The organism is Tolumonas osonensis, from assembly GCF_014202415.1.
Taxonomy (GTDB): Bacteria; Pseudomonadota; Gammaproteobacteria; order Enterobacterales; family Aeromonadaceae; genus Tolumonas; species Tolumonas osonensis.
The window spans coordinates 278,346-292,429 of the sequence record NZ_JACHGR010000001.1; the positions used below are offsets into that span (position 1 = coordinate 278,346).

Here is a 14,084-nt window from a genome sequence, read left to right on the forward strand (position 1 = left end):
GACCATTTATCAGAATCCCGGCCATCGCTGTTTATTTTTTGTGCACCAAATAAGCACACAATAATCGGCCCTCGCCTCAAAGATGTGCGCTATCTGCACCATTTTGCCCGTAACACAAGCCGGAATGATTATTTTGAGCCATTTTTAATGTGATCCAGGTTGGCATAATTCCTGCGAAGGAAATATCAGGTTAGTGACATCCTCGTCCGACCAACGAGTTCTCAGACCTCCGCTTGTCGAGATCAGGACACGGTATTATCAGGGAGATATCTACAATGAAACGATTGTTTGCAATCTTAGCGCTGGTGGGGGCTTTCGGGCTGGCAACACCGGCATGGAGTGAGGAAGCAACTCCAGCTCCGGCTACATCGACTGCGGTGGCTGCTCCGGCGGCAGAAGCAGTTCCGGCTGCCGCGCCTGCTGAAGCAGCGGCAGCACCGGTAGTCACCGTCAATAAAGGCGATAATGCCTGGCTGATGGTTTCTGCTACCTTTGTTATTCTGATGTCCATTCCCGGCATCGCTTTATTCTACGGTGGCCTGGTCCGCAGCAAAAACATGCTGTCTGTACTGATCCAGGTGCTGGTGGTATTCAGTCTGGCAACTGTTCTGTGGGTCACCTACGGCTACAGCCTGGCTTTCACCGAAGGCAACGCATTCTTCGGAACGCTGGATAAAGCCTTCCTGAGTGGCATCACCCCGGATTCTATTGCTGCAACCTTCAACAAGGGTATCGGCATCTCTGAATTCATTTATGTCGTTTTCCAGGGGGCGTTTGCCTGCATTACCTGCTGTCTGATTCTGGGCGCGTTTGCTGAACGCATCCGTTTCTCTGCCGTACTGCTGTTCATGGTGTTCTGGTTCACGCTGTCTTACATCCCGATGGCACACATGGTGTGGTACTGGGCGGGTCCTGATGCCTACACTGACGCGGATGCAGCAGCTAAAGCCGGTGAAACAGCGGGCTGGTTGTTCCAGCACGGCGCGCTGGACTTCGCAGGTGGTACAGTTGTTCATATCAACGCCGCTGTCGCAGGTCTGGTGGGTGCCTACTTCCTGGGTAAACGTGTTGGTTTTGGCCGTGAATCCATGGCACCGCACAGCCTGACCATGACCATGATCGGTGCTTCCTTGCTGTGGTTTGGCTGGTTTGGTTTCAACGCCGGTTCTTCTCTGGAAGCAAACGGTGTGGCAGCACTGGCGCTGGTTAACACCTGGGCAGCCACTGCAGCAGCAACCCTGACCTGGACTTTCGCCGAATGGGCGCTGAAAGGTAAACCATCCATGCTGGGTGCGGCTTCCGGTGCGGTAGCCGGTCTGGTTGCCATTACCCCTGCGGCCGGTTTCGTAGGCGTGATGGGTGGCATCGTGATCGGTGGCCTGGCTGGTGTGGTATGTCTGTGGGGTGTGCATGGTCTGAAACGCATGCTGAACGTTGACGACTCACTGGACGTATTCGGTGTACACGGTGTGGGCGGTATTCTGGGTGCAATCCTGACAGGCGTGTTTGCCTCTCCGGATCTGGGTGGCACGGGTGTCTGGGATTATGTTGCCAACGCAGTAGCACCGGATTACTCCATCGCAACACAGGTTAAAGTTCAGGCGATCGGTGTCATCACCACCATCATCTGGTCTGGTCTGGTCTCTATCGCTGGTTACTTCATCATCGATAAACTGGTCGGCCTGCGTGTACCGGTAGAAGCAGAACGCGAAGGTCTGGATCTGACTTCTCATGGCGAACGTGCTTATACCAACTAATAATCTCATCGCAGATTTATCAGGGCGCCGTAAGGCGCCCTTTTTATTACAGTAACCGTACCGGTTCATTTCTTTCTGTAAATCATGTTAACCACACTGCACCGCTTCTTTTCATCCGTCCTTTATCCCGCCTGTCAGGGAATTTGCCTGTTTTGCCGTCAACCCACCACCCGGCCATTACTGTGTCACTGCTGTGCCGAAGAACTGCCATTGCTCGACCATCATTGCCGGTTATGCGGCTCACCGATGGCCGGCAAAGATGATGTCTGCGGACACTGTCTGCTGCAGCCACCTGCCTGGGATTTCCTGCATATCCTGGCTGACTATCAATTCCCGTTAAACGGACTGATTCATCAGCTGAAATATCAGCATAAGGTGTTACCGGCTGTACTGTTCGGCCGCATGCTGGCAGAACTCTACCCGGCGAATGAACCGAAACCCGAGGTAATTTTGCCTGTTCCGCTGCACTGGCGACGTCAGTGGCAACGAGGCTACAATCAGGCGCAGGAATTGGCCCGTCCGGTATCGAAACAACTCGGTATCCCCTGTCATCCCCGTCTGCTGCGACGAATCCGGGCTACGCAGGTGCAGGCCGGATTGTCCCGCGAATTACGGCTGACCAACCTGAACCATGCTTTTCGTATCCGTCCGCACAACTACCGGCATGTTGCGGTGCTGGATGACGTTGTCACGACCGGTGTCACCGTCACAACATTGGTACATCTTTTGAAAGAAAGTGGTTGCCAGCGCGTCGATGTCTGGGCAATCTGCAGGACTCAGCTGCACGATGAATAAATGTTGTGACATATACGCAATGGGGCGTATGATAATACCTTAGTTATTTAGTCAGGATTAGAGGATGGCGATGATCACGATCTCCGAAAGCGCTCAGGCTCATTTTCGTAAACTGCTGGAAAAGCAGGTGGAAAACACCAATATCCGCGTATTTGTAATGAATCCGGGCACACCGAATGCAGAGTGTGGCGTTTCCTATTGCCCGCCTGATGCGGTCGAGCCGGAAGATATCCGTCAGTCATTCGATGGCTTTGATGCCATTATCGATCCGAACAGCGCACCCTTTCTGGAAGAAGCCGCCATTGATTTCATCAGCGATCAAATGGGCTCGCAGCTGACCCTGAAGGCACCTAATGCCAAAATGCGCAAGGTGAATGATGATGCACCGCTGGCTGAACGCGTCGAATATGTGCTGCAATCACAGGTTAATCCGTCGCTGGCGGCACACGGTGGTCGTGTGACCCTGACTGACATCACCGAAGACGGTGTGGCTATTCTGCAATTTGGTGGCGGCTGTAATGGTTGTTCGATGGTCGACGTGACACTGAAGGAAGGCATTGAAAAACAGTTACTCGAGTTATTCCCGGGTGAACTGACCGGCGTCAAAGACGCGACTGAACATGCCCGTGGTGAGCATTCGTTCTACTAATCACTGCCCTGTTTTCAATCAGAACAATAACGCCAGCAGATGCTGGCGTTATTTTTATCCGGCCAACGGGGATTATTCGCCTTTCTGATCGCGTCCCAGTAACGCCTGTGCGGCCTCCTGAGCCGATTTACCCTGATACAGGATCTGATAAATCTGTTCACAGATTGGCATCTCGACGCCCTGACGGGCAGCCAGTGCATGCACTTCTTTGGTATTGCGGTAACCTTCCACCACCTGACCAATTTCCTGCATCGCTAGCTCCACCGTTTTGCCCTGCCCTAACGCCAGGCCAAAACGACGGTTACGGGATTGGTTATCGGTACAGGTCAGTACCAGATCGCCTAACCCGGCCATCCCCATGAAGGTTTTGGCATCTGCACCCAGAGACAAACCAAGACGCTGTAATTCGGCCAGGCCTCGCGTGATCAGCGCTGTCCGGGCGTTGGCGCCGAATCCCAGACCATCGGAAAGCCCGGCACCGATAGCAATCACGTTTTTCACCGCACCACCGATCTGCAAACCAATGAAATCCGGATTGGTATAGACACGGAATGATTTACCGCAATGCATCAGCGCAGACATATCCGCAGTAAACTGCTCGTCTGTACCTGCAATGGCAATCGCGGTCGGCATCCCGGCAGCCAGTTCCTTCGCAAAAGTAGGGCCGGACAACACCGCCAGAGGGGTCTGTTCGCCCAGGATTTCTTTGGCGACATCCCCCAGCAAGCGCCCATGTTCCGGCTCCAGCCCTTTGGTAGCCCATGCCACGCGGGTGTCGGCACGCAGGAACGGTTTAATACGCTGCAGCACGTCACCAAAGACATGACTCGGTACCACCACCAGCAAATCCCGGCTGGCAGCAACCGCATAGGCCAGATCGTTGGTGACCTGCAGCGAATCAGGAAACGACACATCCGGCAGGAATACCTGATTGCAACGATCCTGCTGCAGACGAGCGACTTCCTGAGGGTCATGTCCCCATAACAGGACTGGCTGACCTTTACGGGCCAGCGAAATGGCAAGGGCGGTACCATAAGATCCCGCCCCCAGCACGCTCAGTACAACGGATGAATCCATTACTGAACGCCTGCTTTTGCCTGCTCAGCTTCCAGTTGTGCAATATGAGAAGCGAACAGCGCATCAAAGTTAACCGGAGCCAGGTTCAGTTGCGGGAATGAACCACGGCTAACCAGGCTGGCGATGGTTTCACGCGCATAAGGGAACAGAATGTTCGGGCAGAACGCACCCAGGCAATGCGCCAGATTCTGTGCATCCAGATTAGAGGCAGTGAAAATACCCGCCTGTTTCACTTCACACAGAAAAGCGGTTTCTTCGCCTAGTTTGCAGGTCACGGTCAGTGTCAGTGCCACTTCATAGACGTCCTGGCCCAGAACTTGAGTCTGGGTATCCATATCCAGCTTGATTTCAGGATTCCACTCTTTCTGGAATACAACAGGGGTATTAGGTGCTTCGAAAGAAACATCTTTGATATAGATACGCTGGATCTGAAATTCGGGTTGTGCCTGATTATTATTTGCTGCTTCTGTCATTTTATTGCCCTTTATTAGCATTGTTTGATGGCTGTAATTTCAAAAAAGAGATTAACGTTTTTTCGTGACCGGCAAGTTACTGGCACGCCACTGGGTCAGACCGCCGCGTAATAAATACACTTGCTGAAAACCGGCCTTGACCAGTTTGGTTGCGGCCGTATCCGCACGCGCACCGGTTTCACAGACAACAATCACCGGCTTCTCTTTGTGCTTGTCGATTTCAGTGGTATTACCCTGTTCAATCTGCGCCAGCGGAATATGATGAGAACCGGCGATATGACCGCGGGCAAATTCGTCCTGAGTACGAACGTCGACCACCAGCGCGTCCTGTTTGTTTATCAGCGCCACCGCGCTCTGGTTATCGGCCTGTTTTACCGGCGATAATTTTGCCTTTACGGCGGAGGCAATTAATGCTGTCGCCAGACCGATCCATACCAGAACCAGAATCTCGTGACGCATAGCAAAATCAATATATTCCTGCATTCTTTGTTTCCCAACAACACTGAAAAAATAATCGCAACAGTATTACATGCGAACCGGCAGATTTACAGTATTCCACCGGCAATGAAAATTCCTTCCGTGAAATGCGTTGTGAAATGTGGTGAAAAGGTGACTAATCCCACAGATATTGTAGAATTGAAAGCAGTCGAACTTGTTTTCGTAAATTCCCAAAAAGAGGCCACACACAATGTCTACAGCTAAAAAGCCACTGGCACTGATCATCATGGATGGTTGGGGTTACAGCGATAAAAAAGAAGGTAACGCCGTTGCCGCCGCTAACACACCAAATCTGAATGCTCTGTGCGCTAAATACGCTAATACCCTGATCTCCGGTTCTGGTATGGACGTAGGTCTGCCAGACGGTCAGATGGGTAACTCTGAAGTGGGTCACGTCAACATCGGTGCCGGCCGTGTTGTTTATCAGGAACTGACCCGTGTGACCAAAGAAATCCGTGACGGTGATTTCTTCAAAAACGAAGCACTGTGCAAAGCGGTTGACGTTGCAGTTGCAGCAGGTAAAGCAGTTCACGTGATGGGTCTGATGTCACCAGGTGGTGTTCACAGCCACGAAGACCATATCATGGGTATGCTGGAACTGGCTGCTCAGCGTGGTGCTGACAAGCTGTACTTCCACGCGTTCCTGGACGGTCGTGACGTTGCTCCGCGTTCAGCGCAGGAATCTATCGAGAAATTCGATGCCCTGTTCAAAAAACTGGGTAAAGGCCGCATCGCGTCCATGGTTGGCCGTTACTACGCAATGGATCGTGACAACCGTTGGGAACGTGTTCAGGAAGCTTACGACCTGCTGTGCGAAGGCAAATCTGAATTTGCTAACTACGCTGATGCAACCGCAGCCCTGGCGGCAGCTTACGCGCGTGGCGAAAACGATGAATTCGTGAAAGCCAGCGTGATCGGCGCAGAAGCAGCCGTTCTGGAAGACGGCGACTCGCTGATTTTCATGAACTTCCGTGCTGACCGTGCGCGTGAAATCACCCGTACTTTCACTGATGCCGACTTCTCTGGTTTCGCTCGCAACAAACAGCCTAAACTGGCTGATTTCGTGATGCTGACCGAATACGCAGCCGACATCAAAACTTCCTGTGCTTACCCGCCAACAGCACTGACCAACACCCTGGGCGAATGGCTGGCTAAACATGACAAAACCCAGCTGCGTATTTCCGAAACCGAGAAATATGCGCACGTGACTTTCTTCTTCAACGGTGGTGAAGAACAGTGCTTCCCAGGTGAAGATCGTGAACTGATCGCCAGCCCGAAAGTAGCGACTTACGACCTGCAGCCAGAAATGAGCTCAGGCGAATTGACCGACAAACTGGTTGCAGCAATCAAGAGCGGTAAATACGACGTGATCGTTTGTAACTACCCGAACGGCGACATGGTGGGTCACACTGGTGATTTCGCTGCCGCTGTTAAAGCCTGTGAAGCGGTTGATGCTTCTATCGGTCGTGTAGTTGCAGCACTGCAGGAAGTAGGTGGCGAGTGTCTGATCACCGCTGACCACGGTAACGCAGAACAGATGACCAACGAAGAAACCGGTCAGGCGCACACTGCGCACACCAACCTGCCAGTTCCGCTGATCTATGTTGGCCGTGAAGCGACTGCACTGGAAGGTGGTAAACTGTCTGATCTGGCACCGACCATGCTGACACTGATGGGCATGGAAGTACCAGCTGAAATGACTGGTAAGCCACTGATGGTTCTGAAATAATTCTCGCCCATGAGGGCAGAGCAGTTGTTTCCGATGAAATACAATCGCGTCGGCCTGTTGGTCGGCGCGTTGTTTTTTAGCGCCGCCATACAGGCAGCAAAATCCACACCGGAGAACTCCGAGTTATCCAGTGTGCGTGAGCAAATCCAGCAAAAACAGCAGGCTATACAGGTTCAGAAAAAGGATCTGGCTTCGCTGCAGCAACAACTTAAAGCGGATGAAGATGCCATTTCAGCCGCCAATCAGAAGTTACAGAATTCACAAAGTCAGCTCGGTAAAGTCCGCAGTAAACTCCAACGACTGGAAGCACAGCGCGCCAAACTGGAAGCACAGTCGCGCCAGCAGGAACGTCTGCTCGCTGAACAGTTCGATGAAGCCTATCGCATGGGTCAGCATGACTATGTGAAATTATTGCTGAATCAACAGGATCCGGCAGCCGTCGATCGTACCATGGCCTATTACGGTTATATGAACCAGGCCAGGCTGAAAATACTGAAACGGCTGGACGCAACCAAAGCAGAACTATTACAAAATAAAAAAGAAACCAGCGAAAGCAGTCAGGAACTGTATTCCCTGATCGATGCTCAGAAACAGGATCAGTTAACACTGCAGCAGAAACAGCAGCAGCGGGAAAAAACCGCGCAGGAACTGAACGAATCACTGAAAACGGATCAGCAACAGCTGACCAAATTGCAGTTGGCTGAAAAAGCCATGCTGCAGAAAATCGAAGAACAACGCAAACGTCTCGAAGCCGAACGTATTCGCAAGAAAAAAGAAGCGTTAGCCAGAGCCAGAGAAAAGGCCAGGCAGGAAGGCAAATCGCAGGAAGCGGCGGCACGTAAAGAAGCGGCACGGCTGGCTAAAAATGATCTGCAGGGTTTAGGTAAATCCGGACGAATGAGCTGGCCGGTTCGAGGTACCGTCATTCGCAAATTTGGTGAGCATCGTACCGGCGAAGTCGCCTGGAAAGGCATCCTGATCAAGACCGGTCAAGGCGCGCCGGTGAAAGCGGCTGGCAGTGGCGACGTGGTATTTGCCGACTGGCTGGATGGTTTCGGTAATGTATTGGTGATCGACCATGGCCGTGGTTATCTCAGTCTGTATGGCAATAACCAGAGCCTGAACAAGCAGGTCGGTCAGCACGTCAATACCGGCGATGTGATAGGCAGCGCAGGGAACAGCGGCAATACCGGTGCGACCGGGGTTTACTTTGAAATTCGCAAAGCAGGTCGTCCTGTTAACCCGGTATCGTTACTGGGCAGATAAACAGGTTAAAATGACACACCAAGTCAAAAAGACACAGGGCCGCCCCTGTGTCTTTTTATCTCACCTGAACATGAAAAATACAATAAAACCATATAAATCAATAACATAAAATATTGGCACGCACCTTGATATAGCTATCTCCATATCGGCTAATCAAATCAAGGAAACTCCAATGTTTTGTATTCAGTGTGAACAGACTATCTCTACCCCAACCGCAAAAGGTTGCAGCTATACCATGGGCATGTGCGGTAAAACCGCAGAAGTTTCTGACCTGCAGGATGTGCTGATTTATCTGCTGCAAGGCGTGTCTGATTATGCCGTGAAAGCACGTTCTGTCGGCATTGTTGATCGTGATATCGATGCCTATGTCTGTCAGGCGCTGTTCTCTACCCTGACCAACGTTAACTTCGATGCAGCCCGTATCATTGCCTTCATCAACGAAGCGCAACAGAATCGTGACTCACTGAAATCCCGTTATGAAGCGGCCTGCCTGCTGGCGGGTAAAGCACCGGAAGCAGCGACTGGCCCGGCAGCACTGATCCTGACGGCGGATAAAGCCGAACTGCTGGCATGGGCACCAAACGCTGCAGTAAACCGTAATAAAGAAGCTATTGGTGAAGATATTCTGGGCCTGCGTCTGCTCTGCCTGTATGGCCTGAAAGGTGCAGCGGCTTATATGGAACATGCCCGTGTACTGGGTCAGCAGGAAGATGACATCGGCGCGGAATACCATCAGATCATGGCCTTCCTAGGCTCCGAACCAACTGAAATGCAGCCACTGATTGATTGCGCAATGCAGATCGGTCAGATGAACTATAAAGTCATGGCGATGCTGGACAAAGGTGAAACCGAGACGTTCGGTCACCCTGAACCGACCAAAGTGAACATGAAGCCGGTCGCAGGTAAAGCGATTCTGGTTTCCGGCCACGATCTGCATGATCTGGAAAAAATTCTGCAGCAGACCGAAGGTAAAAACATCAATGTTTATACCCACGGTGAAATGCTGCCGGCACACGCTTACCCGGCTTTCAAAAAATATCCGCATCTGGTCGGTAACTACGGCTCTGCCTGGCAGAACCAGCAGAAAGAATTTGCCGCCTTCCCGGGTGCCGTTGTCATGACGTCAAACTGCATCATCAACCCGAATGTCGGTAAATACAGCGATCGTATCTTCACCCGCAGCATCGTCGGCTGGCCTGGTGTGACCCATATCGAAGGTGACGATTTCAGCACCGCGATCGAAAAAGCGCAGTCGCTGGAAGGTTTCCCTTATGCCGAGATCCCGCACTACACCATGACCGGTTTTGCTCGTAACGCGCTGATGGCGGCCGCACCGGCTGTTATCGATCAGGTCAAAGCCGGCAATATCAAACACTTCTTCCTGATCGGTGGCTGTGACGGCGACAAACAGGAACGTGGCTACTACACCGAAATGGCGAAAGCGGTACCGCAGGACAGCCTGATCCTGACCCTGGCGTGTGGCAAGTTCAAATTCAACGATCTGGAATTCGGTGACATCAACGGTATCCCGCGTCTGCTGGATGTGGGTCAGTGTAACGATGCCTACTCTGCCATTCAGCTGGCACTGGCACTGGCTGACGCGTTTGAATGTGGCGTCAATGATCTGCCGCTGTCTCTGGTACTGTCCTGGTTTGAACAGAAAGCGATTGTGATCCTGCTGACCTTGCTGTCACTGGGCGTGAAAGGTATCCGTGTCGGACCATCCGTACCAGGCTTCCTGACACCGAACCTGCTGAACTTCCTGAGCGAAAACTTCGATCTGAAAACCATCACCACGGTGGAACAGGATCTGAAGGATATCCTCGCCGCCTGAGAATAAACCGCTGGCAGAGTGATGCCGATGAATCACTCTGCCCGGTTCAGCCATTACTTTGACTCGACAGGAATAATGCATGACACAATCCCCCCAACCCGCTGTCTGGCAAAATTCACAAACCCTGTGCTGTGTTGAACGGCGACAGGAAACGGTCGATGCCGTTACGTTGGTTTTTCGTCCGCTGCAACCGTTGGCTGTTAACTATCTGCCAGGACAGTTTCTGCTGCTGACCGTTGAAATTGATGGTCAGACGCATAGCCGTGCTTACTCGCTTTCTTCATCCCCTTCCCTTTCTGCAGATCTGGCTGTCACCGTAAAACGGGTCGCTAATGGTCTGGTTTCCAACTGGCTGCTGGATCATTTCCACGCCGGGGATACCCTGACTGCACAGGCGCCGACCGGTACCTTCTTCCTGCCCGCCGATTACAGCGCACCAAAAATTCTGCTGTGCAGCGCCGGCAGCGGGATCACACCGATGATGTCGATGGCGCGCTGGTTACTGGATAACAACTGCACGACAGAAATCCATTTCCTGCACAGTGCCCGTCACGCCGACGATATCATTTTCCGTGATGAACTGATGACCATGGCGGCCGCTTATCCGCAATTCAGATTATCGCTGGTTCTGGATACCGTGACCGATGCCTTCTCCTGCTATCAGGGTTACCTGAATCCGGAGTTATTCAACGCGTTAGTGCCGGATCTTAATGACTGTCATCAGTTCATGTGCGGTCCGTCTGTGTATATGGATGCACTGGAACAGATGCTTCAGGATCGTGGTTTCCCAATGGAAAACAGCCACAAGGAATCCTTCACGCCAGCGGCACCGCTGATTGCAGAAGCCGCCACCAGCCAGCAGTTCCGTCTGGAAGTACCTGGCTTTGGCGCCAGCGGCGAGATCAGCAATCAACAAACCGTGTTGGATGCGCTGGAAGCACTACAATTACCTATTATCGGTGCTTGTCGTTCCGGGATCTGTGGTTCCTGCAAATGCAAAGTCGTCAGCGGCAACGTCGAGAATATCAGTGAACAACCCGGCCCCCTGACCGAAGAAGAGCAGCAGCAAGGGTATATTCTGGCGTGCAGCAGCCGCGCCGGCTCGGATTTAGAACTGGAGCTTTAAGTCATGCAGAAACATCGGATTATCGTAATCGGTAACGGTATGGTTGGTCACCGTTATCTGGAAGAACTGGTCGATAAAGCAGATCTCAGTCAGTATGAAGTGACGGTATTTGGCGCAGAACCACGCGAAGCCTATGACCGTGTGCATTTATCTTCCTATTTCTCTCATCATACTGCCGCAGAGTTGAGCCTGGTCAAACCCGGTTTCTATGAAAAACACGGCATCAAGCTGTTCCTGAATGAAGCGGTAAAGCTGATTGATCGGAATAAGCAGGTTATCGAAACCAACAAAGGCCAGACGCTGCCGTATGACACGCTGGTACTGGCTACCGGTTCTTACCCGTGGGTGCCAAACATTACCGGCAGTGCGCATCACGAATGTTTTGTGTATCGCACCATTGAAGATCTGAAAGCGATCCGCGAAGCCGCGAAACAAGGCAAAAGCGGTGTCGTTGTCGGTGGCGGTCTGCTCGGCCTGGAAGCGGCTGGCGCCCTGAAAGCGCTGGGACTGGAAACGCACGTTATCGAATTTGCGCCAGTGCTGATGGCCGAACAGCTGGATCGCCAGGGTGGCGAGATGCTGCGCCGCAAGATCGAAAGTCTGGGTGTCACCGTTCACACCAGCAAGAATACCCGCGAAATTGCTCACTATCAGGGCAAAGAAGGCCATCATCAGATGCGCTTTGCCGATGGCAGCGTGCTGGATGTCGATCTGGTGGTGTTCTCAACCGGCATCCGCCCACAGGATACCCTCGCCCGTTACTGTGATCTGCCGGTTGCGGAACGCGGTGGTGTCGAAATCAATGATCACTGTCTGACCGCCGACGAACACATCTACGCGATTGGCGAATGTGCCGCCTGGCATGGCCGTTTCTTCGGTCTGGTTGCGCCCGGTTACAAAATGGCGCAGGTCGCCGTTGATCACCTGTTAGGCAACGACAATGCCTTCACCGGCGCCGATATGAGCGCCAAGCTTAAGCTGCTGGGTGTGGAAGTGGGCAGTATCGGTGATGCGCATGGCCGTACACCGGATTGCCTGAGCTACGTCTATCAGGACGATGCCGCCGGAGTGTATAAGAAAATCGTCGTCAGCGGTGACGGCGCCAAACTGCTGGGTGCGGTGCTGGTCGGTGATACCACCGATTATGGCAACCTGCTACAGATGAAGCTGAATGATATGCCGTTGCCAGCGCATCCGGACACACTCATTCTGCCGGCCCATGCCGGTGCCAAACCGGTGCTGGGGGTCGATGCTTTACCCGAAACCGCGCAGATCTGCTCCTGCTTTGACGTCACCAAAGGCCGGATCGCCGAAGCAGTCGCTGCCGGCTGTCATACCGTGGCCGCCATCAAAGCGGAAACCAAAGCCGGTACCGGTTGTGGTGGCTGCGTGCCATTGATCACGCAGGTGCTGAATGCCGAGCTGTCCCGTCAGGGTATCGAAGTCAAAAATCACCTGTGTGAACACTTCGCCTTCTCCCGTCAGGAGCTGTTCCATCTGATCAAGGTCGGTCAGCTGAAAACCTTTGACGAAGTATTAAGCAAACACGGTCATGGCCACGGCTGTGAAATCTGTAAACCGACGATCGGTTCTATTCTGGCATCCTGCTGGGGCGAATATGTACTGAAAGCCGCGCACACCCAGCTGCAGGACACCAACGATACCTTCCTCGGCAACATGCAAAAAGACGGTACCTACTCCGTGATCCCGCGTATGCCAGGTGGGGAAGTGACACCGGAAGGTCTGATGACCGTGGCGGAAGTTGCCCGTGATTATGACCTGTACACCAAGATCACCGGTGCGCAGCGTATCGGCCTGTTTGGTGCCCGCAAAGAAGATCTGCCGGTCATCTGGGAACGACTGATCAATGCCGGTTTCGAAACGGGTCATGCCTACGCGAAATCACTGCGCATGGTGAAAACCTGTGTCGGCAGCGCCTGGTGCCGTTACGGCGTGCAGGACAGCGTCGGCTTAGGCGTCGAACTGGAACACCGCTACAAAGGCATCCGTTCACCGCACAAGATGAAGTTCGGTGTCTCCGGCTGTACCCGTGAATGTGCCGAAGCGCAGGGTAAAGATGTCGGCGTGATTGCTACCGATAAAGGCTGGAACCTGTATGTCTGCGGCAACGGCGGGATGAAGCCTCGTCACGCAGATCTGCTGGCAGCCGATCTGGATAAAGAGATCCTGATCCGCTACATCGACCGTTTCCTGATGTTCTATGTCCGCACCGCCGACAAGCTGCAGCGTACCGCGAGCTGGCTGGATAACCTCGAAGGTGGTCTGGATTATCTGAAATCCGTCATCATCGATGACAAGCTGGGGATCGCGGCCGAACTGGAACAGGAAATGGCCTTCATCCGCGAACAGTACCACTGCGAATGGAAAGAAACGCTGGATAACGATCAGCAGCAGTTACGCTTCCGTCATTTCATCAACAGTGCTCAGCCTGATCCGCTGGTACAGTTTGTGGCAGAACGCCAGCAGCACCGTCCGGCCAAACCGGAGGAACGCATTCCGACTTACAACATTTCGCTGGAGGAGTCCGTATGAGCTGGACCGATATCTGCGCACTGACTGACATCATTCCCGGTACCGGCGTCTGCGCGCTGCTGGGCACCCATCAGGTTGCCATCTTCCGTCCGCAGGAGGATGAACAGGTGTATGCCATCGACAACGTGGATCCGTTCTATCAGGCCAGCGTACTGTCCCGTGGCATTCTGGCGGATCTGCACAACGAATGGTATGTCGCCAGCCCGCTGAAAAAACAGCACTTCCGCCTCAAAGACGGCGTCTGTCTGGAAAATACCGGCTTCTCCGTTCCGGCTTATGCGGTACGGGTCAATAACGGACGGGTCGAGCTGAAGGAGTCAGTGTAAC

The 14,084-nt window shown here is 53.0% G+C and carries 12 protein-coding genes; 9 read left to right on the forward strand and 3 right to left on the reverse strand.

All coding sequences use genetic code 11. The annotated features are described in order from the left end of the window. Positions 1 to 275 precede the first annotated feature (275 nt). From amt to nfuA, 3 genes are all read left to right on the forward strand, one after another. Positions 276 to 1,757 (forward strand): ammonium transporter, encoded by a 1,482-nt coding sequence (gene amt / locus HNR75_RS01260; protein ID WP_188025198.1) that lies wholly within the window; start codon positions 276 to 278, stop codon positions 1,755 to 1,757. Between the two features lie 84 nt (positions 1,758 to 1,841). Beyond that, entirely contained in the window at positions 1,842 to 2,552 is a 711-nt protein-coding gene (locus HNR75_RS01265; protein WP_188025199.1) for a ComF family protein, read from the forward strand. A gap of 70 nt (positions 2,553 to 2,622) precedes the next feature. Continuing rightward, positions 2,623 to 3,201 carry a Fe-S biogenesis protein NfuA gene (nfuA, locus tag HNR75_RS01270; RefSeq protein ID WP_188025412.1) on the forward strand — a complete coding sequence of 193 codons (579 nt, stop codon included), beginning with the start codon at positions 2,623 to 2,625 and terminating at the stop codon, positions 3,199 to 3,201. 72 nt (positions 3,202 to 3,273) lie between these two features. Here nfuA and gpsA read toward each other — a convergent pair whose 3' ends face one another. Genes gpsA through HNR75_RS01285 form a run of 3 tightly spaced genes read right to left on the reverse strand, consistent with a single transcriptional unit; the run spans position 3,274 to position 5,234 of the window. Beyond that, complete coding sequence (gpsA, locus tag HNR75_RS01275; protein WP_188025200.1) at positions 3,274 to 4,278, reverse strand: NAD(P)H-dependent glycerol-3-phosphate dehydrogenase; 1,005 nt, start codon at positions 4,276 to 4,278, stop codon at positions 3,274 to 3,276. Next, a complete protein-coding gene (gene secB, locus HNR75_RS01280) occupies positions 4,278 to 4,751 on the reverse strand; it encodes a protein-export chaperone SecB (protein ID WP_188025201.1) in 474 nt (157 codons plus the stop codon). Before secB ends, gpsA begins: the two co-directional genes overlap by 1 nt. A gap of 51 nt (positions 4,752 to 4,802) precedes the next feature. Continuing rightward, positions 4,803 to 5,234 carry a rhodanese-like domain-containing protein gene (locus tag HNR75_RS01285; RefSeq protein ID WP_188025202.1) on the reverse strand — a complete coding sequence of 144 codons (432 nt, stop codon included), beginning with the start codon at positions 5,232 to 5,234 and terminating at the stop codon, positions 4,803 to 4,805. A 205-nt stretch (positions 5,235 to 5,439) separates the two neighbouring features. On the opposite strand from HNR75_RS01285, the gene gpmM reads away from it, so the two are divergent. The 6 genes from gpmM to nirD all read left to right on the forward strand — a co-directional run bounded on the left by gpmM (position 5,440) and on the right by nirD (position 14,083). Next, positions 5,440 to 6,978: a 2,3-bisphosphoglycerate-independent phosphoglycerate mutase gene (gene gpmM, locus HNR75_RS01290; RefSeq protein WP_188025203.1), complete on the forward strand. Its 1,539-nt coding sequence runs from the start codon at positions 5,440 to 5,442 to the stop codon at positions 6,976 to 6,978. Positions 6,979 to 7,011: 33 nt separating this feature from the next. Then, complete coding sequence (envC, locus tag HNR75_RS01295; RefSeq protein WP_188025204.1) at positions 7,012 to 8,244, forward strand: murein hydrolase activator EnvC; 1,233 nt, start codon at positions 7,012 to 7,014, stop codon at positions 8,242 to 8,244. Positions 8,245 to 8,416: 172 nt separating this feature from the next. Further along, positions 8,417 to 10,078 (forward strand): hydroxylamine reductase, encoded by a 1,662-nt coding sequence (gene hcp / locus HNR75_RS01300; protein WP_188025205.1) that lies wholly within the window; start codon positions 8,417 to 8,419, stop codon positions 10,076 to 10,078. 79 nt (positions 10,079 to 10,157) lie between these two features. Then, positions 10,158 to 11,204, forward strand: coding sequence for an FAD-binding oxidoreductase (locus tag HNR75_RS01305; RefSeq protein ID WP_188025206.1), 1,047 nt, complete (start codon positions 10,158 to 10,160; stop codon positions 11,202 to 11,204). 3 nt (positions 11,205 to 11,207) lie between these two features. After that, on the forward strand, positions 11,208 to 13,757 hold the full coding sequence (gene nirB, locus HNR75_RS01310; RefSeq protein ID WP_188025207.1) for a nitrite reductase large subunit NirB: 2,550 nt from the start codon (positions 11,208 to 11,210) through the stop codon (positions 13,755 to 13,757). Then, on the forward strand, positions 13,754 to 14,083 hold the full coding sequence (nirD, locus tag HNR75_RS01315) for a nitrite reductase small subunit NirD (protein ID WP_188025208.1): 330 nt from the start codon (positions 13,754 to 13,756) through the stop codon (positions 14,081 to 14,083). The genes nirB and nirD overlap by 4 nt, the downstream gene beginning before the upstream one ends. Position 14,084: the final 1 nt, after the last annotated feature.

Coding starts and splice junctions, on each gene's coding strand:
- nfuA (WP_188025412.1), top strand. CDS start 2,623: ATGATCACGATCTCCGAAAGCGCTCAGGCTCATTTTCGTAAACTGCTG.
- gpsA (WP_188025200.1), bottom strand. CDS start 4,278: ATGGATTCATCCGTTGTACTGAGCGTGCTGGGGGCGGGATCTTATGGT.
- secB (WP_188025201.1), bottom strand. CDS start 4,751: ATGACAGAAGCAGCAAATAATAATCAGGCACAACCCGAATTTCAGATC.
- nirB (WP_188025207.1), top strand. CDS start 11,208: ATGCAGAAACATCGGATTATCGTAATCGGTAACGGTATGGTTGGTCAC.
- hcp (WP_188025205.1), top strand. CDS start 8,417: ATGTTTTGTATTCAGTGTGAACAGACTATCTCTACCCCAACCGCAAAA.
- envC (WP_188025204.1), top strand. CDS start 7,012: ATGAAATACAATCGCGTCGGCCTGTTGGTCGGCGCGTTGTTTTTTAGC.
- HNR75_RS01305 (WP_188025206.1), top strand. CDS start 10,158: ATGACACAATCCCCCCAACCCGCTGTCTGGCAAAATTCACAAACCCTG.
- amt (WP_188025198.1), top strand. CDS start 276: ATGAAACGATTGTTTGCAATCTTAGCGCTGGTGGGGGCTTTCGGGCTG.
- nirD (WP_188025208.1), top strand. CDS start 13,754: ATGAGCTGGACCGATATCTGCGCACTGACTGACATCATTCCCGGTACC.
- HNR75_RS01285 (WP_188025202.1), bottom strand. CDS start 5,234: ATGCAGGAATATATTGATTTTGCTATGCGTCACGAGATTCTGGTTCTG.
- HNR75_RS01265 (WP_188025199.1), top strand. CDS start 1,842: ATGTTAACCACACTGCACCGCTTCTTTTCATCCGTCCTTTATCCCGCC.
- gpmM (WP_188025203.1), top strand. CDS start 5,440: ATGTCTACAGCTAAAAAGCCACTGGCACTGATCATCATGGATGGTTGG.